At 69.3% G+C, this 19,539-nt stretch carries 15 protein-coding genes; 8 read left to right on the plus strand and 7 right to left on the minus strand.

The annotated features are described in order from the left end of the window. Positions 1 to 7: 7 nt before the first annotated feature. Complete coding sequence (locus ACWEV3_RS31685; protein WP_452617388.1) at positions 8 to 1,498, plus strand: long-chain-fatty-acid--CoA ligase; 1,491 nt, start codon at positions 8 to 10, stop codon at positions 1,496 to 1,498. A 278-nt stretch (positions 1,499 to 1,776) separates the two neighbouring features. Here the strand turns inward: ACWEV3_RS31685 and ACWEV3_RS31690 are convergent, their stop codons facing one another. From ACWEV3_RS31690 to ACWEV3_RS31705, 4 genes are all read right to left on the minus strand, one after another. Then, entirely contained in the window at positions 1,777 to 7,281 is a 5,505-nt protein-coding gene (locus tag ACWEV3_RS31690; protein ID WP_452617389.1) for an ATP-binding protein, read from the minus strand. 326 nt (positions 7,282 to 7,607) lie between these two features. Further along, positions 7,608 to 8,204: a cytochrome b gene (locus ACWEV3_RS31695; RefSeq protein ID WP_452617390.1), complete on the minus strand. Its 597-nt coding sequence runs from the start codon at positions 8,202 to 8,204 to the stop codon at positions 7,608 to 7,610. Beyond that, the gene (locus ACWEV3_RS31700) at positions 8,201 to 9,301 is read right to left on the minus strand and encodes a catalase family peroxidase (RefSeq protein ID WP_452617391.1); all 1,101 of its coding nucleotides are present in this window, start codon (positions 9,299 to 9,301) and stop codon (positions 8,201 to 8,203) included. The genes ACWEV3_RS31695 and ACWEV3_RS31700 overlap by 4 nt, the downstream gene beginning before the upstream one ends. A gap of 205 nt (positions 9,302 to 9,506) precedes the next feature. After that, complete coding sequence (locus ACWEV3_RS31705) at positions 9,507 to 9,980, minus strand: COG4315 family predicted lipoprotein (protein WP_452617392.1); 474 nt, start codon at positions 9,978 to 9,980, stop codon at positions 9,507 to 9,509. Between the two features lie 160 nt (positions 9,981 to 10,140). On the opposite strand from ACWEV3_RS31705, the gene ACWEV3_RS31710 reads away from it, so the two are divergent. Then, positions 10,141 to 10,650, plus strand: a complete 510-nt coding sequence (locus ACWEV3_RS31710) for a sigma-70 family RNA polymerase sigma factor (protein ID WP_452617393.1) — start codon at positions 10,141 to 10,143, stop codon at positions 10,648 to 10,650. Then, positions 10,647 to 11,282, plus strand: coding sequence for a zf-HC2 domain-containing protein (locus tag ACWEV3_RS31715; RefSeq protein WP_452617394.1), 636 nt, complete (start codon positions 10,647 to 10,649; stop codon positions 11,280 to 11,282). The genes ACWEV3_RS31710 and ACWEV3_RS31715 overlap by 4 nt, the downstream gene beginning before the upstream one ends. A 257-nt stretch (positions 11,283 to 11,539) precedes the next feature. Here the strand turns inward: ACWEV3_RS31715 and ACWEV3_RS31720 are convergent, their stop codons facing one another. Then, positions 11,540 to 12,928, minus strand: a complete 1,389-nt coding sequence (locus ACWEV3_RS31720; RefSeq protein WP_452617395.1) for an MFS transporter — start codon at positions 12,926 to 12,928, stop codon at positions 11,540 to 11,542. Then, positions 12,925 to 14,145 (minus strand): M20 metallopeptidase family protein, encoded by a 1,221-nt coding sequence (locus ACWEV3_RS31725; protein ID WP_452617396.1) that lies wholly within the window; start codon positions 14,143 to 14,145, stop codon positions 12,925 to 12,927. The genes ACWEV3_RS31720 and ACWEV3_RS31725 overlap by 4 nt, the downstream gene beginning before the upstream one ends. 271 nt (positions 14,146 to 14,416) lie before the next feature. On the opposite strand from ACWEV3_RS31725, the gene ACWEV3_RS31730 reads away from it, so the two are divergent. From ACWEV3_RS31730 to ACWEV3_RS31750, 5 genes are all read left to right on the plus strand, one after another. Continuing rightward, positions 14,417 to 14,596, plus strand: a complete 180-nt coding sequence (locus tag ACWEV3_RS31730; RefSeq protein WP_452617397.1) for a hypothetical protein — start codon at positions 14,417 to 14,419, stop codon at positions 14,594 to 14,596. Positions 14,597 to 14,675: 79 nt separating this feature from the next. Further along, positions 14,676 to 15,134 carry a hypothetical protein gene (locus ACWEV3_RS31735; RefSeq protein ID WP_452617398.1) on the plus strand — a complete coding sequence of 153 codons (459 nt, stop codon included), beginning with the start codon at positions 14,676 to 14,678 and terminating at the stop codon, positions 15,132 to 15,134. A 330-nt stretch (positions 15,135 to 15,464) separates the two neighbouring features. Further along, positions 15,465 to 15,851: a hypothetical protein gene (locus tag ACWEV3_RS31740; protein ID WP_452617399.1), complete on the plus strand. Its 387-nt coding sequence runs from the start codon at positions 15,465 to 15,467 to the stop codon at positions 15,849 to 15,851. 147 nt (positions 15,852 to 15,998) lie between these two features. Beyond that, positions 15,999 to 16,553 carry an AAA family ATPase gene (locus ACWEV3_RS31745; protein ID WP_452617400.1) on the plus strand — a complete coding sequence of 185 codons (555 nt, stop codon included), beginning with the start codon at positions 15,999 to 16,001 and terminating at the stop codon, positions 16,551 to 16,553. A gap of 75 nt (positions 16,554 to 16,628) precedes the next feature. Continuing rightward, entirely contained in the window at positions 16,629 to 17,471 is an 843-nt protein-coding gene (locus ACWEV3_RS31750; protein ID WP_452617401.1) for an alpha/beta fold hydrolase, read from the plus strand. 326 nt (positions 17,472 to 17,797) lie between these two features. Here the strand turns inward: ACWEV3_RS31750 and ACWEV3_RS31755 are convergent, their stop codons facing one another. Next, positions 17,798 to 19,249 (minus strand): amidase, encoded by a 1,452-nt coding sequence (locus ACWEV3_RS31755; protein ID WP_452617418.1) that lies wholly within the window; start codon positions 19,247 to 19,249, stop codon positions 17,798 to 17,800. Positions 19,250 to 19,539: the final 290 nt, after the last annotated feature.

Below are 19,539 nucleotides of genomic sequence, written 5' to 3' on the forward strand. Positions count from 1 at the left end.
GAGGAACATGCCCAGCGTCGCTGGATCATTGTGGGAGCACGCCGCCGCGACGCCGGACGCGGCGGCGGTCAGGGCAGGCGCAGACGTGTGGAGCTACGCGCGGCTGCGCGACGCTTCTGCCGCCTTCGGCGGGGAGTTGCGGGCGCACGGCGTGCGGGCGGGAGACCGGGTGCTGCTGGTGGCGCCCACCGTCCCCGAGTTCGCGGTCGCCTACCTCGGCGCCCACCTGGTCGGGGCTGTGGTCATCACGATGAACACCATGGCCACCGCGCCCGAGATCGACTATGTCGTCGAGGACTCCGGAGCCCGTCTCCTGGTCGCCTGGCACGAGGCGCGGGAGTCCGCGCAGCGCGTGGCCGAAGAGCGCGCCCTGCACCTGCGGGTGCTCGGGCCGGGAGCTGCGGCGGAGGAGGGCGAGCCCGTGCACACCCCGGTGGACCTGGACCGCCAGAGCACGGCGGTCCTGCTGTACACCTCCGGGACCACCGGCCGGCCCAAGGGTGTCGAGCTCACCGTGGCCAATCTCCTCGACACAGCACGGATTTTCGTCGAACAGCTGCACCTCACGGCGGCGGACCGCTGCGGGACCGGGCTCCCGCTGTTCCACGTCTTCGGCCAGGCGGTCTGCCTCAACTCGGCGCTGGCGGCCGGTTGTTCGATCTCCCTGCTCTCGCCCTTCGACCCGACGGCCATGCTCGGGATGATCCGGCGCGACCGGCTCACCTTGGTCGCTGGTGTGCCGACGATGTGGAACGCCATGCTGCACGCCGCCGGCGACTTCGGCCCCGATGATTTCGCCGACCTGAGACTCGCCTCCTCCGGTGGCGCATCCCTCCCCGGCGAGATCATCAGTGCGTTCGCGGAGCGGTTCGGCTGCACCATCCTCGATGGCTATGGACTTACCGAGTCCACCGCCGCCGCGACGTACAACTCTCCAGACCACGAGCAGCGGGCCGGGTCGGTGGGACTACCGCTCCCCGGCACCGCGGTGGAGGTCCGCGACCCGGACGGTGACGCGCTCCCGGCAGGTGAGGTGGGGGAGGTGTACCTCCGCGGGCCGAGTGTGATGAAGGGGTACTGGAACCGCCCCGAGGAGACGGCGGCCGATCTCGCCGACGGGTGGTTGAAGACCGGTGATCTCGGCAGGCTGGACGGGGATGGCTACCTCTACATCGTCGACCGCGCCAAGGACCTCATCATCCGCGGTGGCTACAACGTCTACCCGCGCGAGGTCGAGGAGGTGCTCTACCAGCACCCGGACATCGTCGAGGTGGCCGTCATCGGCGTGCCCGACGCGAGGTACGGCGAGGAGGTCGCTGCCGTCATCACCGCACGCCCCGGTGCGGAGATCGCCCCCGAGGAGCTCCGCGCCTGGGCGAAGGAGCAGCTGTCCGCGTACAAGGTGCCGCACCTGATCCGATTCGTCGACGCCCTGCCCAAAGGCGCCACCGGCAAGATCCAGAAACGCGCCCTGGACTGGAAGGCGCTTTCGGCCTGATCTGCGACCGGTGCGGCTATGTGCACGAGTTCGCCGGGCGGAGGCCGGAGCTGTACACGCAGCAAGTCGCTTGGTCCGGCGGCTCAGGTGGAAGCACGCGGTGCGGGGCTGGAACTCGTCGTCGCCGAGCATCTGGTTCAAGGCCTTGTCCGGCAGTGCTTCCGGTTGCGCTGCGGTCTTGACCGGCGACGGCCGGGAACTCCCGCGCCAGGCGCGAGAAGGCCCGTTGACCAACGCTTTCGCGCGGTCAACGGGCCTGTCTCATGCCCCGGAACCGGTTACGCCCGCCGCATTCCGCTCTCGATGGCGTCGATGATCCGCGGCCGAAGTTCGTCGGCGCGAACGATCGCGTCGACCGAGCCGACTTCGACGGCCCGCTGGATGCTGTGCACCCGGTCGAACTCCGCCGCCACCTCGCCGAGCTTCTCCGCGCGCACCGCCGCGCGGACATCGGCCAGCTTCAGGTTCAGCGTCGCCCGCTCGGTGCCGTCGGCCTCGGCGACGAGCTCTTCGAGCTCGCGCACCGCGGGGTCGTTCGCCGTCCGGGTGTTGACCTCGCCCGCGAAGACCACCGCGGCCGCCGGCGCGCCGCCGATCACCGAGGCGAACGAGCCCTCCACGGCGAGCACCGTCATGTTCGGGTTCAGCGCCTTGGAGAACACCACGAAGGCGCCGCCGTGGTACCGGGAGATCACGCAGAACACGATCGGGCCGCGGAAGTTCACGATGGCCCGGCCGATTTCGGCGCCGTACTCCAGCTGCAGCTTCCGCATCGACTCCGGCGAGCCGTCGAACCCGGACAGGTTCGCCAGCACCACGAGCGGCCGGTTCCCGCTCGCCGCGTTGATCGCCCGCGCTGCTTTCTTCGACGAGCGCGGGAACAACGTCCCGGCGGTGTAGGAGTCCGGCCCGTCGGTGGGCGGGAAACCGCGGCGCGCCACCGGCTGCGATTCGATCCCGAGCAGGCACACCGGCCAGCCGCCGAGGTGCGCGTCCTGCACGACCGCGGTGTCCGCGTCGGCCATCCCCGCCCAGCGCTCCAGAACGGGGTGGTCCTGGTCGGCGACGGCCCGCAGCACCGTGCGGATGTCGAACGACTTCTTGCGGTCCGGGTTGCTTGCGGCGGAGAAGATCTCGCCCACCGTGGAGAAGTCGCTGCCGGCCAACGCGTGCGGGAAACCGGAGATGTTCCGGTCGTGCGGGTCGGCGGTCCCGGCCCGCCGCGGCGCGGCCTCGCCGGGGACGACGTAGGTGTGGTCGTAGTGCGCCATCAGCACATCGCGCGCGGCACCCAGGTTCGGTGCCCAGTACTGGGCCTGGCCGTTCGGGCCCATCACCCGGTCGTAGCCGCCGATGCCGAAGTTGTCCTCGGCCGACACGCCACCGGAGAAGTCCAGCGACTGCTTGCCGGTCAGCACCATCGCCGAATCCGGCGTCATCACCAGGATCCCCTTGGTGTGCATGAGCATCGTGGCCTCGGCGTTCCAGTACGGCTGGGCGCCGACGTTGATCCCCGCCACCACGATGTTGATCTCGCCGCCGTCCTGGGTGAACTGGACGATCCGCTTGAGCGCGGCGGCCACCCAGTCCATGTTCTCCGTGCCGGAGTCCATCGAGATCCGGGCACCCGCCGACAGCGCGAACCACTCCAGCGGCACCTGCAGCCGTTCGGCCAGGTCCAGGGCTGCGATCACCCGCGAGCACTCCGGTTCCGACAGCGCGCCGAGCGCCTTGGTCGGATCGCCCAGCAGCATCACCCGGGTCACGCCCTCGGGATGGCGCTCGGTCGGCGTGCTGACGACGCCGGCGACGATGGCCGCCGAGTTCTGGCCCTTCGGGCGGTCCACCGGCGCCAGCGCGCCGGTTTCGTCGAGGTCGTGCTCGACGAACGTGCCGTCGGGCCCGGCGAGCATGCCGGTCAGCTCGTACGGGTAGGCGGTACCGCGCTTGGCGGCGCGCAGCACCTTCTGGCGGTAGCTGTCCAGCGGCTCGATCGGCTCGGTCGGCGGTTCGATGACGGACAGCTGAATCCCGGTGCCGGCGTCGTAGCCGATCCGCACGGCGAATTCGCTCAGCTCGCCGGTCTCCCGGTCGCGCCGGCGCCCGAGGAACAGCACTTCCTCCAGCCCGGCACCCGCTGTCGTGGGCAGCACCCGTTGCGCGACGGTGTTCAGCTCGTCCGTGGACAGCTCGTTCGGCGGCCACACGTAGATGGTGATCCGGTTGGTGCCGGACCGGTTGTTCCCGTTGTTCGCGCCGGGCTTCGCCTGCGCCTTGCGGACCGCGTCGAGGCACGCGGTGAGCACGCCTTCCGCGGCCGGTAGCGCGACGAGCCTGCCGTCGTCGTCCCGGAGCGGCGTCAGGTCGCGCACCTGGGCCAGTGCCACGAACCGCTCGTCGGACGGGTTGTCCGGCGCCACGCAGCGGAAGAGGTACACCTCCTCGTCGGCCGACGGCAGGCGGGTGAGGTCGAATTCGCTCAGCCGCTCCAACTGCATCCGCTCGGCGATGAGCGGGTGCAGCCCGCGGATCAGGCGTTCCTCGGCGAAACCGGCCGGCGACGGCCGGAACGTGAAGTGGTGGTGCATCACCGCGCCGCTGCGGCCCGCCACGGTGGTGGTGATCCGGCTGACCTGGCTCGGCAGCGGTTGAGCCGCGAGCACCTCGGCCAGCCCTGCCGCCATCGCGTCGGTGTCTTCGGGCTGATCTGCCCAGACGAGGTAGATGTCGGCGACCAGATCGCCGTCCGGCGCCAGTTCGGCCAACGCCCGCACGGCGTCGGGCAGGGCCGCGAAGTCCACCGCGGTGGCCACCACGCGCGTGCGCGCGCTCCGGTGCCCGGCGCTGACGAACGTGCAGCCCGCGGCCCGGGTCGTGCGGACGTCTTCGAGCTCCCGGTTGCCGTAGTAGCGGCGGGTGAGCACCTCCAGCAACGGCGCCGGGTCGGTGCCGTCGCGGCCGATGCGCTGCCCGACCAGCCGGACCAGCGGTTCGGCGCTGGTGACCATGGCGGAGATCCGCTCCGCCCGGTCCGGTGCGTCCGGGTGCTCGTCGAGGTGGCGCAGGTGCTCGCGCACGCCCGCGTAGACCTCCGCGCGGTGGCGCCGCAGCATGGGTTGGGCGAACCAGCGGAAGACCACGGTGCGAGCCAGGTCGGAGACGGCGGGGAACCGGAGCTGGGTGGCTGCGATCAGGTGTTCCAGCGCCAGGCCCGCGGCCTGGCGAGCCTCGCTGGACGGAGGTGCCTCGGCGAGCCACTGCCGCAGCAGGTCGGTCACCACCGCCGCGCCCGTCGTGGCGCGCTGCTGGGCGAGGAAGATCCGGAAGACGGCCTCTTCCAGCTCGGGCGCCCGGTCCAGCTCGTGGACCCCGTAGTGACCGAGCACCCGGACGAGGCGTTGCTGGAACGTCTCGGACAGCCCGGCCCGCTCGACGTCCAGGCTCTGCAGGTAGGTGTGGAAGTACTCGCGGGGGCTGTGCACCCGCGAGTCCGCCTTCGTCTCTTCCCCGACCGGCCGGTTGCGGCTCAGCTCGGAGAGGTCGGCGAACACCGCCAGCAGTTCGATCTCCTCGGTGAGCGGGCGCTGCCCGGCCTCGGCGAGTTCCGCCCGGGCCGTCAGGTAGTCCGCGAGCACCCGGTGTTCGTCGTGCGGGTCCACGTCGAACCCGAGCAGCAGACCGCGCAGGTCCTGCTGACCGCGGGTAGCCCGCTGCCGCGCGCTGAGGCCGCTCGGCCGCTGGGGCAGGGCGAGGTCGGCGGCGGCTTCTTCGGATGGCTGCTCGGGGCCGGCCTCGTCCTGGTCGCCGAGCGGCTCCAGCCGCAGCAGCGGCGCGCCCATCTCGACCTGGCTGCCCGCCCGCACCCTGCATTCCCGCAGCTTCGCGCGGAACGGCGCGCGCACCACGGTCTCCATCTTCATGCTCTCCAGCACGAGCACCGGAGCACCCGCTTCGACCTCGGCGCCGATCTCCAGCGGGGTCGCGACCACCAGGGCAGGCGCCGGTGCGCGCAGCACACCGCCCTCGTCCCGGCTGACCCGGTGGGCGACGCCGTCGACCTCGACGAAGTGCACGGGACCGTGGGTGTCGGTGACCAGCCGGTACCGCTGCCCGTTGACCGAGATCTGCCCGGCGTGCGTGTCGAACCGCTCGACCTCGACGTCCGCGGGGTGGACGTCGCCGCCGCCTGCGGTGCCGATGCCGACCCGGAACCGCTGGTGCCCCACGCGCGCCACCTGCACCCGGTAGCCGACGCCCCGGAGCTTGAGGTCCAGCGGTCGGCCGCTCTCGTGGCGCGCCTGGGGGCGGCCGCCGTGCGCGGCGGCCAGGAACCGCTGCCGTTCGGCGAGTTCGGCGTCCTCGTAGTCCTTGATGGCGGCCGCGGCCAGTGCGATCGCGGAGTGCCGGTGCGCCTGGAGCTCGCCCTGCGCGCGCACCCGGTCGATCCACCCGGTGTCGGCGGTGGCGTCGATCACCTCGGGCCGGTCGAGCAGGTCGAGCACGAAGCTCTTGTTCGTCGCGCCGCCGGAGACGATGACCGTGGTCTGCGCCATCGCCCGGCGCAGCCGGCCCAGTGCCTCGTCGCGGTCCCGGCCGAACGCGATGATCTTGGCGATCATGGAGTCGAAGTCGGCGGGAATGGTGTCGCCCTCGCCGACCCCGGTGTCCACGCGGATGCCGGGACCGGCCGGGAAGTCCAGGCGGACGATCTTGCCGGGGGAGGGGGCGAAGTCGCGGTCCGGGTCTTCGGCGTTCAGCCGGGCCTCGACCGCGTGCCCGCGCTCGACGGGCGGCTCACCCGCCAGCTTGCCGCCGGACGCCACGTGCAGCTGGGCCTTGACCAGGTCGACGCCGGTGGTGGCCTCGGTGATCGGGTGCTCCACCTGGAGGCGGGTGTTGACCTCCAGGAAGGCGAACAGCCGGTCGCCGGGGTGGTAGAGGAACTCCACGGTCCCCGCGCCCCGGTAGTCCACGGCGAGGGCGAGTCGCTCGGCGGCGGCCTTGAGCTCCCCGCTCTGCTCGGCGCTGAGCACCGGGGAGGCCGATTCCTCGATGACCTTCTGGTTGCGCCGCTGGATCGAGCAGTCCCGCACCCCGAGCGCCCACGCCGTGCCCTGCCCGTCGGCGATCACCTGGACCTCGACGTGCCGGGCGCCGGTGACCAGCCTCTCGAGGAAGACCGCGCCGCTGCCGAAGGCGCGCTCGGCCTCCATCCGGGTGCGCTCGTAGGCGTCGACCAGCTCCTGCTCGTCGTTGATCACCCGGATGCCGCGGCCGCCACCACCGGCGGTCGCCTTCAGCATCAGCGGGTAGCCGATCTCGTTCGCGCTGCGGATCGCCGCGTCCAGGTCGGCGACCTCGCCGCGGCTCCACGGTGCCACCGGGACGCCGACCTCTTCGGCGATCAGCTTCGCGCCGATCTTGTCGCCGAGCCGGCGCATCGCCTCGGGGCTCGGCCCGATGAAGGTCACGCCCACCTTCTCGCAGAGCTCGGCGAACGCCGGGTCCTCGGCGACGAAGCCCCAGCCGACCCACGCCGCGTCGGCCCCGGTCTCGGTCAGCGCCCGCTCCAGGGCGCCGAGATCGAGGTAGGGGCGCGCCTGCGCCGGGCCGAGGTCGTAGCTCAGATCGGCCTCGCGCACGAAGGCGGCCGTGCGGTCGGCGTCGGTATAGAGGGCCACGGTCTCGATCCGGGACCCGGTTTCTGCCGCGACCTCCCGCACGGCATGGATCAGCCGCATCGCAGCTTCCCCACGATTGACGATCGCAACACGACTGAACACCGAGCAGACCTCCTGCAGCTATCTCTCCTGGGGGCGGCAACGCCCCGCTAAGCACACCATCCTGGCTACCGGCGGGTATGGATATGTCGAAACCCTGGCGTGGTGCGCCCCGAAAATCGTTTGGCATCGCCAAATCGACCCGGCCGGCGCCCCTCCCGACTGCCTCGACGCACCAATTTCAGTGATCCACACCTCATCGGGCGGACGTGAGCGTGATGGGGACGATATAGGAAGGTCCGAGGTCGGCCGATCACCGACTCCGGCACTCGGCGGCAGCGCGCATGCGGGCCGTGACGGCTGCGGCTGATCAGCAGGGCATCATCCGCCTACGTGCCGGCCGAGGTGCCGTCCGCGTCGGATGACGACTGCGCCTTTCCGCGTGCGGCAGGCCAGAACGCCATGCGGTCGAGCAGCCCGTCGCGCAGGACGAGACTGTGGAACAGCACCGCCGACATGTGCGCCAAGAAGGCGAAGAAGAGCAGGTAAGCCAGGACCGTGTGCGTTTGGTGGAGCGCGGCGTACAGGGTGGGGTCGGTCGGTAGGATGCGCGGGAGGCGCAGGCTTCCGAACAGCACGACAGGCGTCCCGGCTGCTGACGTCATTCCCCAGCCGACGAGTGGTTGTACGAGCAGCAGGCCGTAGAGGAGCAACTCGGACCCGATTGCCACAACGCGCTCAGGCCGCGACATCGTCGGTGGATGTGGTGGCGGCCGGTGCAGGAGCCGGTTGACGACGCGGACCACGGCGAGCACGAGGACGGCGACCCCGAGCGGACGGTGAACAGACCGCAACGCGTCGTAGGCGGTGGGGGAGACCACCATGGCGACTCCGATGAACAGCATCGCGATCACCATGACGGCCATCGTCCAGTGCAGTAGGCGGGAGAGAACGGTGAAACGCCGGCTCTGGAGATTCCTGCTCATCGGGGCCCCTTCGCTACGTCGATCGCACCGGGGTGCTTGGGTTCGCCGGCTCGCCGCGTGAACGACTGGGCGTAAACGGCCGAGCGGGCGCTGAGCAATGGATCATCGGAGGCCGCCAGCCCGTCGGGCAGCACGAGGGGGTCGAAGTTGGTATCCCGGGCGTTGCCGCTCGCCTCGGTCTGCGCGGAGTCGATCGTGAGCATGCCCGCGTCGATCTTCTGGTGGTCGCCCGTCCACGGGATGGTCGGATCGTCCGTGGGATCGTGCGGCCGGCCGACGGTCAGGATCAAACGCCACTGCAACGGGTTCTTCGCCACCTTGCCGACCAGTTCGTCGAAGAGGTAGTCCCGCCCGGCAGGGGCAGCCGCTTGCACCGGCGCTGCGGAGTGAGGAGGCACCAGCGACCAGCGAATCGCAGTCGTCACGTCCGCCGCGTTGGTCGCCAGGAACGTGTTCAGGCTGTTGAAGGTGCTGTTGTCGAAGCCGGACGTCGGCGGGTTCGCCTTGATGATCTCCATCGCCTTGGCCGTTTCGGGGTGCTGGGCGAGGAAGCCGGACATCTTCTGCGGGTCCGGTTTGCCCGTACCGGGAAGTGGCTTGGACGCGAGGAGTCGTTCGTAGAATCCCTGCACGGTCCTATCCGGGAAGACCGGGATGTTGATCAGGGCGGTGCGCCATTGCTCGCCGTTGGGCACGTGGAAGAGCAGCCCGAGTCCGCGAATCGTGCTGTGGGCATCGGCGGCATAGGGCATCCCGCCGGACAGTGAGAAACGTCCTGTCACCGGGATGCGGCCACCTTGGAACACCGCCGCTCTGGAGACCGCGGCTCCCGAACCGTTGCTGTCGAAGAACCCGGAGACGCTCACGCCCTTGGCGTGGTTGCGCCTGAACCCCTCGTGCTTGCCGTTCACCTGCTCGAACCGGTCCGCGATTCGCTTCGGTGTCAACTCGTCGGCGCTCAACCACCCGCCGGAATAGAGGAATGCGCCGAGGCTCGTCGCGCTCGCAGCGGCCACCCCGGTCAGTCCCAGGAGCGCGGATCGACGGTTGACCACCGGGCGGTGTGGCAGGCGGGAGCCTTCCACGTCATCGTTCATGTCTCCTCCTCGAACACGGAAACTCCGGGAGGAATACGCGGATCGAAGCCGCATCGTTCAACCGATCGCAGTGGTGCCGATCACATCGACGTGGTGCGGGACGAGCCGGTCACGTCCGTTGCGTCGACTGCGGTGCGCTGCCCTGATGCGATGGAACAGGCCGTTCTCGGGCAGGACCGGCTGCCCGAGAACGGCCCATCGCGGTTCAGCCGGTCGGCGCGGCGGTCTTGATCGCTTCGCCGTTGGGGCTGACGAGATACCAAGCGTGCATCTTGTCCTGCCCCTTGACGTCTCCGGCAGCCATGTCCTCTGCGAAGTAGTAGAGCGGCTTTCCGGCGAAGGTGATCTGCCGGCTGCCGTCGGGGCGGTTCACGGTTCCGAGCTTCGCCAGGTCCACTCCAGGGCCGGCCTGCGGAATTCCGCTCAGCGGCGGCCAATTCGCTGCGCACGGGCCTTCGCACCGAGAGGTGTTGGGTTCGTCCTTGGTGAAGAGGTAGAGAGTCCGGCCCGATGCGTCGACCAGGTAGTCGCCGGTGGGTGCGGTGCGGGTGCCGACCACGGTGGCAGCGGGTGCAGGCGTGGCGGCCGGCTGCGGCTGGGCGCCGGGCTGCTCGCTCGTCCCGCACGCCGCGATGGTGATCATGCAGGCGCCGGTGGCCAGGACCGCGATTGCGCGCATTGGCATGGTGTTCCCTTCCGTTCGGTTGCCTTGACTCCCCGTACGTCTGCGGTCGCGCGGCGGTTCAGCGCAAGAAGGTAGCGAGGATCACTGAACCGACCGGGTGCGCGCGACGTACACCCGGTCGCGGGAGAATGCGGCTGACGCAGGACGGAGTGCGATGAGTGCGAACGAGCGACTGCTTCGTGCGATGTACGAGGAGTATGGGGGCATGCTGACCGCGTTCGTCCTGCGGTACACGGAAGACCGGCAGCGGGCCGAGGACGTCGTGCAGGAGACGCTGCTCCGCGCGTGGCGCAACCTCGATTCGATCGATCCCGGCCGCGGCGACCCCCGGTCGTACCTGTTCTCGATCGCGCGGAACATCCTGATCGACGACTGGCGCGCCGAGCAGCGTCGCCCGCGCCTCGTCCGCGACGATGGGGTCGTCGAATCGCTGCCGGTGGCCGACGACCTGGACCGGCTGCTGGACGGCTGGCTCGTCGGTGAAGCGCTCCAGCGGCTGTCGGCCCAGCACCGCGAAGTCGTGGTGGCGCTGTACTTCCAGGGGCGCAGCGTTGCCGAAGCGGCGGAACAACTGGGGATTCCACAGGGGACCGTGAAGTCCCGCGCCTACTACGCGGTGCGATCGCTGCGAACGGCCTTGGAGGAGATGGGAGTGGTCCGGTGAACGAGGAGCACGCGGAAGTTCGCAGGCTGCTGGGGGCCTACGTGCTCGGCGGTCTGGACCCGGAAGAGCGCCGGCGTTTCGAGGAGCACCTCGGCCACTGCGCGGAATGCAGGGAAGAACTGTCCGGCTACGCGGGGCTTCCCGGATTGTTGCACCGCGCCGGTCCACCGCCGGAGCCGATCGAACCGTCCGAGCCGGAGTGGGCGAAGCTGATCGAGAAAGCCCGCACCGAACGAGCGGCGCCACCGCGAAGCCGGAGGTGGCTGCTGGCCGTCGCCGCAGTGGTGCTGCTCGGCGTGGGAACCCTCGGCGGCATGGCCGCGGTCTCGTGGGAATCGCAGGGGTCCGAGCTGGTGGCGGCTGCGGGCGTGGCATCGCACGGGCACGGCAAGCTGGAGAGCCGTCCATGGGGGACGGCGGTGTCGCTGCACGTGGAGAACCTGCCGCCGGACGACCGCTTCGTGGCCTGGGTGGTGGCCCGCGACGGCCGAGCGGAGCAGGCTGCCACGTGGTCGCGGACTCCGACCAGTGAAGCCCGGCTGTCGGGCGCGTCCGCGATTCCCCGTGACCAGGTGTCGCTCCTGCTCGTCACCACGGGAACCGGCCGTCCCTTGCTGGAGATGCGCGTATGAACCAGGCAACGTCAACCGGACCACTTCGAGGTCCATCGTCCACATCAGAGCGACCAACGCGCGCCCGCACCCGATCCGACGACGGTCCCATCCGGCGCCGCGAAGTCCTCAACGGACTGATCAACGAGTGCGCCCGAGCCGCTTGACTCCGATCAGCAAGGCACGGGGTCAACCCGCGCACCGAGTTGTGGGGCACCGCACGAGGAGCGGGCCGGGCTGGTCAGGGAGCGACGTAGCCCCCTGACCAGCCGGCGCTCTCAGCCCGACACCTCGCGCAGGGCCTTGCGGCGCCCGTGCTGCCCGACCGACTTGTCCTTCAGGTCGATGCCCTTCGTCTCCGGCAGCGTCAGCACGACGAGGCCACTGATCAGGCCGAGCGCAATGCTGTACCAGGTGAACGCGCTGGAGATGCCTTGGCTGGCGAAGAACGTCTGCAGGTAGGGGGCGGTGCCGCCGAACAGCGCCACGGCGATCGAGTAGGGCACGGCCAGCCCGATCGCCCGGATCCGGGTCGGGAAGATCTCCGCGTAGACGGCGGGCCCGATGGACGTCGACATGGCCAGGAAGATCAGCGCGATCGACATCGCGAAGAACAACGACCACGCCGACTCGTTGAGCATCGCGTTCAGCGGGAAGCTCAGGATCGAGAGACCGACGACCGCGGTCAGCAGGATCGGCTTGCGGCCGATCCGGTCCGAGAGCGCGCCGAACAGGGGGACGGCGACCAGGAAGACGATCTGCGCCCCGACCCCGGCCCACAACGCCTGAGCCGCCGGCACCTTGATCACGCTGATGGCGTACGCGGGGGCCGAGATCGCCCACACGTAGTAGAGGACGGTCGCACCCACGGTCATGCCGATGACCTGGAAGAGCAGCTTGGGATGCGCCTTGACGGTCTGCCAGATGGCGCCCTTCTCGGTGTGGAGGTGATCCTCGTCCTCGTTGCCGGTGGGGTCGTCGTGGATGGCTTCCTCGACGAAGACCTCGGTCTCGTGCATGCGCAAGCGCATGAACAGTGCGTAGAACCCGAAGACACCACCGATGATGAACGGAAGCCTCCAGCCGTAGGCGTTCATCGACTCGGGGGTCAGCATCGTGGAGAGCACGGCGGCGAGCAGGGTGCCGGTGAGCTGCCCGATGGTGCCGGAGAAGTAGATGAGGCTGGACCACAGTCCGCGCTTCTCCTTGGGCGCGGTCTCGGCGATGTACGTTTGTGCGGAGGGCAGTTCGCCGCCGTGCGCGAGGCCTTGGGCGAGGCGGGCGAGGACCAGGATGAGCGAGGCGCCGATGCCGATGGTGGCGTAGTTCGGCGAGATGCCGATCAGCAGGCTGCCGCCCGCGGCGAGCGCGACGCACAGCGACATGGAGAGCTTGCGGCCCATCTTGTCGGCGATCCAGCCGAACAACGCGCCGCCGAACGGGCGGGCGATGAACCCGACCGCGAACACGATGAGCGTCTTCAGCACGTCGGAGACGGGGTCGCCGCTGTGGAAGAACTGCGAGGCGAAGAACGGGGTGAAGGTGGTGTAGACGCCCCAGTCGAACCACTCCATCGCATTGCCGGAGCCGATGCCGAAGAGAGTGCGGGCCTTGCTCTGGTCAGCGGAAGTCTGGATGTGGCCGCTGGACTGAGGTGTGTCGCTCACGATGTCGCCTCCTCGGCGAATGCGTCCAGCCTGCGGGCGGCGAGGCCGGCGTAGATGGCGGCCGCGTCGGAGAGCACGGCCGGGTCGAAGTCCGCGCGTGGCGAGTGGTTCATCGGGGCGGCATCCGGGTCGAGCCCCGGCGGGGTGGCGCCGATGCCGAGGAACGCACCGGGGACGGCGGCTATGACCCGGGAGAAGTCCTCCGACCCCGACACCGGGTGGGGCATCTCCTGGTAGCGCTCCTCGCCGAGGACGTTGCGGACCACGTCGGCGCCGAAGTCGACCTCGGCAGCCGTGTTGACGGTCGTCGGATACTCGCTCTCGAACCGGTACTCGACGTCGACGCCGTGCGATGCCGCGACGCCCTCCAGCGTGCGCTGGATCGAGGAGGCGAGGAGGTCCGCGTTCGCCTCGCTGTAGCAGCGAACGGTCGCTTCGAATGTCGCGGTGTCCGGGATGACGTTGCGTTTCGTGCCACCGGCGAATCGCCCGACGGTGATCACGACGGGGTCGAAGATGTCGAAGGTGCGGGTCACCATCGTCTGCAGTGCGGTGACCATCGCCGCTGCCGCGACGATCGGGTCCTTCGCCCGGTGCGGAGCCGACCCGTGGCCACCGGCTCCGCGGACGGTGACGGAGAGACCGTGCGAAGCGGACATGACCGTCCCGGCCTTGCTGGTGAACAGCCCCGACGGCAGCTGACTGGAGAACACGTGCATGCCGAAGGCGGCGTCGACGCGCTTGCCGGCAGCGTCGAGGACGCCTTCCTCGATCATGACACCTGCGCCGTCGAAGCCCTCCTCGCCGGGCTGGAACATCATCACCACGTCGCCCTTGAGCGTGTCGCGATGCTGGCACAGCAGCTTCGCGGCGCCGACGAGCGAGGTGGTGTGCAGGTCGTGCCCGCAGGCGTGCATCGCGCCGTTCGTCGCGGCGAAGTCCAGCCCGGTCTCCTCATGGACCGGCAACGCGTCCATGTCGCCGCGGATCAGCACGGTCTTCGGGTCCGCTGCCTCCCGTCGCCCACCACGGAGCACCGCGGTGACCGATGTCGTCCTCGTGCCCGTCGTGATCTCCAGGGGGAGTCCCCCGAGCGCGGAGAGCACCGCCTCCTGGGTACGTGGCAGCTCGAGCCCGATCTCCGGATGGCTGTGCAGCCGCTTGCGCAGCTCGACCAGGTCACCCTGCATCGCTGTGGCATCTTCGAGGAAGGTCATGCCCTGCTCCTTGCCTACTCACGAATATCGACGCATCGGATTTGTCTGAATTAGACGGATTCTGGTCCTGCTCGAGCCGTTCCGATCCACCGGAGCCGGGCCCTTCCGGGGGACGGGCCGCAGCTGTCCGACCGGACGGTATGGGATGCGGCGACCAGTGTCCAGAGTGAAGTACCGCCCTACTCCGCGGTAGGCGCGAAGGCCGTCGGAGACGGCTTTGACGCGGTGAAGCTCGACCTGTCGCACGCAACGAGTCAGGCATCCGGATGGGGTGGAAGACGACCGAGATGCCGACCCGCCGCCAGCGGTCGAGCGGCCGCCCGCGGTTCGCGAGGCCGGCGGCGATCAACTCGACATCCTCCTGGATCTGCGCTCGATCATCGGCACCGATACGACGATCCCGGTCATGCTCGGGATCGTCGTATTGCGAGGAGCCGACCCAAGCCTTTGAACCGGGTTGTTCCGGACGATCGCCGACAAGACCGGGACGCCCGTTGCCACCGGCGAGCGGGTGTACGCTGCTCGCGTCCGTGCGCGCGGTGTTCGCCACGATGGTGGTCGTGGCGATCGTCGGCTTCCGGTGGCCTGGGGGCGTGCCCGTCGGCTCGCTGGATCTCTTCGCGCACATCTGGTTGCCTGCTGCGGTGCTCGTTCCGGTGCTGTTCGTCGGGCTGCTCGTGGCGACGCGGTCCGGCCAGCGGAGCAAGTTGTTGCCGGGGGCGCTGAGGCTGCTGTGGCGGCTGCTGCTCGGTGCGGTATGCCTCTTGTTGTCGTTGCTGGTGTTGGGGCAAGCAACCGATGAATCCCCAGTGGTGGAGCAGGGAATCCTGCGCACAGTGGACGACGGCCGCGTAACGGACCGCTACTACGAGACCACCCGCGACGGGGACGGCAACCTGATCACCCGCTTCGACGACGGCGAAACGGTCATCTCCGAAGAGGAAGAGGGCAACGCGCTCACCGAGAGCATCGGGGCGCTGATCGGCTAGAACGTTGTTGCTCGTGCTGGTGGGTTGCGGGGCTGCCGGGACACTGGTGTTCGCGGTCTTCGAGTTCAGGCGGGCTCGGGTGGTCGGATTCCGGGTCCGCGGCGGGCCGGAACCGGTGCGGCAGGACAGCGGTGTTGCGTCGCCCGATGTTCCGACGTTGCCGCTCGGACTTCGAGCACCAGATCAGCTTCCGGAAGTCGTTGGAAATGAGGGAGTTTTGCCGCGGTACCGGCAGCGAATGCGTAGCATCGCGGCAGGTGTCGGCAACGCGGTCGCGGTCGCGGTCGTGGGAAGCGGGATTGCGAGGCCGTTCGGTCCGATCGCCGGTGCGTGCCGTTCGTGGTGTGCACGTTCTACTGGGCTGTGCGCACCAGCTTGTGGATGAGCGAGGTCCACCCGTTGCTCGCGCCGCTCGCTGGCACCGCGTTCGCGGTGGCGATCAGCATCCAGGAATTCGTCGGCGGCGACACCAAGAACGTTCCGCTCGGGTTGTGGCTCGCGTTGAACATCTTCGGACTGATCACCACGGTGTTGCTGGGAATTGCCGAGTACCGGCATGCCAAGTCGCTGGGCTACCGGCTGCTGCGGTTCCAGGAGGCGGTAGCGGCGCCGGTCGATCCACCGCAGCCGAGTTCGGGGCTCGTCCGCCCCGTGCTGCGCGACCTGGCCCGCTTGGCCCGCGAACACCACCGCTACATCCGGCAGTCCGACCGGTAGGCGGTCCGGCCAGGCCGGCGAGCCGTGCCGCCACCGCGCTCGACCGCCGTCACCGATCTCATGCACGCCCTGCAGGCGAGGGGCGAACAAGCCCGAGGAGCTGGGAAATCACGCATGCGACACGCCGGAGGACCTAGACTGCACGGCGTGCCTCGCCTCATCCATCTCAACGGTCCGCCCGGCATCGGCAAGTCGACGCTCGCGCGACGTTATGTGGACGATCACGCTGGTGTGCTCAACCTTGACATCGACCAGCTGCGGGGAATGATCGGTGGCTGGCGCGATCGGTTTGCGGAGACCGGGGAGATCGTTCGGCCGATTGCCTTGAGCATGGCGGGCACGCACCTGCGAGCCGGCCGCGACATCATCATGCCGCAGTTCTTGGGGCGATTGAGCGAGATCGAGCGCTTCGCGGCCGTCGCGTACGACAACGGCGCCGAGTTCTGCGAGATCGTGTTGATGGATACCAAGGAACGGTCTGCGGAACGCTTCGCCCGCCGCGGCGGGGACGATGATCCCTGGCACCGCCTGGTCAAGGAGATCGTCGATCGCGAAGGTGGCCCTTCGCGCCTGGCGGCTATGCACGATCAACTCACTGATGTGCTTCGGCTGAGGCCGGCAGCCGTCGTCGTAACGAGCGTGGCAGGTGCGGTCGAACAGACTTACGAGGACCTGGTCGCGGTTCTCGGCTCGAAGCCTTGAACACGCTCGGCGCTGACATCGACAGCGCGGGTTTCCGGTCGCGAGTGATTGCGACTTGCAACCGCTGGGGGAGTGATGGAGATCCTCGAACTCGACGGCATCGAGCTGGCGATCGAGCGCCGCGGCCCGGACGGCGCCCCCGCACTGCTGCTCATCGCGGGTGGCGGCCAATCGATGGACTGGTGGGCACCCGAGTTCTGCGACCTGCTCGGTGCCGGGGAGTTGCAGGTCATCCGGTACGACCACCGCGATACCGGACGATCGAGCACGTCCGCGCCAGGGCAGCCCGATTACACCGGCGATGACCTCGCCGCCGATCCACTGCGCATCCTCGATGCTCTGGGCATCGAGGACGCGCACCTGATGGGCATGTCGATGGGCGGCGGTATCGCGCAGAGCATCGCGGTGCGCGCACGCGAGCGGGTGCGGTCCCTGACGCTCGTCGAAACCAGCCCAGCGGGCGGCGACCATGGCGATCTGCCGCCGCCGAGCCCCGAGGTCGCCGCAACCTGGGAGGAGCCTGAGCCGGAGATCGACTGGGCAGACGAGATCGCGGTCATCGACCACCGCGTCGACGTCGAGCGCCCCTACGCCGGCTCGCTCGGGTTCGACGAGGCGCGCGTGCGCGCCCTGGCGACGCTCGAAGTGCGCCGCAGTCGCAACATGGCATCGTCGATGGCGAACCACTTCATCGCCGAACCCGGGCCCTCGGTGGACCCGGCCGGGATTCGTGTGCCGACGCTTGTCCTGCATGGCGCTGACGACCCGATGTTTCCTCTCCCGCACGGGGAGGCGCTCGCGCGAATGATTCCAGGAGCCCGGCTCGTGCGCCTGGAGGGAGTGGGTCATGAGATCCCACCTCCTGCCGTGTGGGATGTGGTCGTGCCGGAGCTGCGCAGGCACCTGCTGCGCACCTGACGGGATTGCGCGGGAAAGACCAGATCGAGGGCCCGAAGCATCGTTCGCCACCAAGTGGTTCCTGGAACTCGACCGGACCGGTTGTGACCTGTCCAGCCTGCGGCACCTCGGCTACGTGCGCGCTTGGACCCGCGCCGCCAAGCGCACGAGCCTGAATCGCCCCGTTCGTGGCGGCCCTGCGGGCGGGACGGTCTCGTCCCGATGCCCGGTCATGCCCACAGCGCGGTTTCAGGCTCGCTCAACTGCCGACGAGCGCGCGTTGGCAGGGATGGGAGTTCTCGACAACGCCTGTCCCTGCCGTATCCCGGCCAGCTGGCCAGTGCGCCCTACTCCGGCACCTGGAAGCCGCCGATCTTCTGCTCGAGCAGTTCGGCCAGCCGCAGCGGGGTGCGGTCCTCGAACATCGGACCGATCAGCTGCACTCCGACCGGCAGGCCCTCGGGGGACCGGCCCGCGGGTACGGCGGTGGCGGGCAGGCCGGGCATGGTGGCCAGGCCGGCCCAGACGAGCTGGTCGAAGTAGGGGTACTCGACGCCGTCGATGTCGATCCGGCGTTCCAGCGGATTGGGGTTGTGGTCGTGACCGAACGCGGGCGTCGGCGTGATCGGGCACACCACGGCGTCGAACTCGGCGAACAGCTGCCGCCAGCCGTGGCGGTGGAGTTCGCGGCGGTTGTTCGCCTCGATCCAGTCGCGGTGGCTGAACACCATGGCGCGCAGCCGCACGGCGTCAAGACTCTGGTCGTCCACGCTCAGTCCAGCGGCGCGGGTCCGCAGCTGCTCGTGCGATTCGATGGGAAAACGCGCAACGGAGCCCGAAATCAGCAACTGCATGTAGAGCGTCGCGGCCTCGGCCAGGTCGGGCAGCAGCGGACTGTGCCGTTCGACGCGGGCGCCGCCGCCGACGAGCGCGTCGGCCACCCGGTTCACGCCCGCCCGCACAGCGGATCCGGTCGGAATGAGCGGATGCTCGTCGAGGACCAAGACCCGGAAGTCGCAGAGCCGCTCGTGGCGCGCGGGCGGCAGCGTCAAGTCGTGCGCCTTGCCGAGCGTCAGCGGGTCCGGTCCGGCCATGACGTCGAGCAGGAGCGTGAGGTCGCGGGCGGTGCGCGCCATCGGACCGACGACGGCGAGGTCGAGGTCGACCGGCAATGGCGGTGCCGGCGGCGCGACCATGCCGCGGGTTGCCGCCAGTCCGACTGTCGGCTTGTGCGCATAGATGCCGCAGAAATGCGCGGGGGTACGCAGCGAACCGGCGAGGTCGGAGCCGATGGACAGCGCGCCGAACCCGGACGCCAGGGCCGCCGCCGACCCGCCGGAGGATCCGCCCGGCGTGCGACCGTGATCCCACGGGTTGTTGGTGGTGCCGTAGATCTCGTTGAAGCTCTGGATATCTTGCAGCCCCAAGGGCACATTGGTCTTACCGAGCACCACCGCACCGGCGGCCTTGAGTCGCGACACCTGTACCGCGTCCTCGGCCGGCACGTAGTTCCGGTGCGGCGGCATGCCCCAGGTCGTGGGCAGCCCAGCCATGTTGTACGACTCCTTGACCGTCACCGGAATACCGAGCAGCGGCCGGTCCTCACCACGCGCCCGTGCCCGGTCGGCAACGTGTGCGGCGGCCCGCGCACGGTCGAAGTCCGGCACGCAGATCGCGTTGATCACCTCGTCGTCGCGCTCGATACGGGCGATCGCCTCGTCGGTCAGTTCCACCGATGTCACCGCACCGGCGCGCAACGCGGCAACGAGCTCTTCGGCCGTCTGAAAGCTCCACTCCATGAATCCGAAGCTATCGGCCTGCCACAGAGGACACGAAATTCCGGTTCGTGCAACAGGGAGGCCGAACGGTCCATCTTCACCGGCGAAGTCGCGCACTCATTCGACCACCGAAGGTGGCCCGCCGCAGGTCACAGCGCCGACAATGGGCCAACTCCTTCGCACAGGCCATGAAATGCCCCGTCGTGCAACAGGATGGATGTCTCAATGAGGTTTTTCCAGCCTCGTTCTGCGTGGCGGTGCGGGTAGCGGAACCTCAGAGGCTCCCTGGTCTGTGGGTGCCCCTCCTGATG

This window comes from Saccharopolyspora sp. NPDC003752 (genome assembly GCF_053605825.1).

What these genes read in the sequence shown, in the direction of transcription:
- ACWEV3_RS31685 (WP_452617388.1), top strand. Translation starts at nt 8, where the DNA reads ATGCCCAGCGTCGCTGGATCATTGTGGGAGCACGCCGCCGCGACGCCG.
- ACWEV3_RS31695 (WP_452617390.1), bottom strand. Translation starts at nt 8,204, where the DNA reads ATGAGCAGGAATCTCCAGAGCCGGCGTTTCACCGTTCTCTCCCGCCTA.
- ACWEV3_RS31700 (WP_452617391.1), bottom strand. Translation starts at nt 9,301, where the DNA reads ATGAACGATGACGTGGAAGGCTCCCGCCTGCCACACCGCCCGGTGGTC.
- ACWEV3_RS31705 (WP_452617392.1), bottom strand. Translation starts at nt 9,980, where the DNA reads ATGCGCGCAATCGCGGTCCTGGCCACCGGCGCCTGCATGATCACCATC.
- ACWEV3_RS31710 (WP_452617393.1), top strand. Translation starts at nt 10,141, where the DNA reads ATGAGTGCGAACGAGCGACTGCTTCGTGCGATGTACGAGGAGTATGGG.
- ACWEV3_RS31725 (WP_452617396.1), bottom strand. Translation starts at nt 14,145, where the DNA reads ATGACCTTCCTCGAAGATGCCACAGCGATGCAGGGTGACCTGGTCGAG.
- ACWEV3_RS31750 (WP_452617401.1), top strand. Translation starts at nt 16,629, where the DNA reads ATGGAGATCCTCGAACTCGACGGCATCGAGCTGGCGATCGAGCGCCGC.
- ACWEV3_RS31755 (WP_452617418.1), bottom strand. Translation starts at nt 19,249, where the DNA reads ATGGAGTGGAGCTTTCAGACGGCCGAAGAGCTCGTTGCCGCGTTGCGC.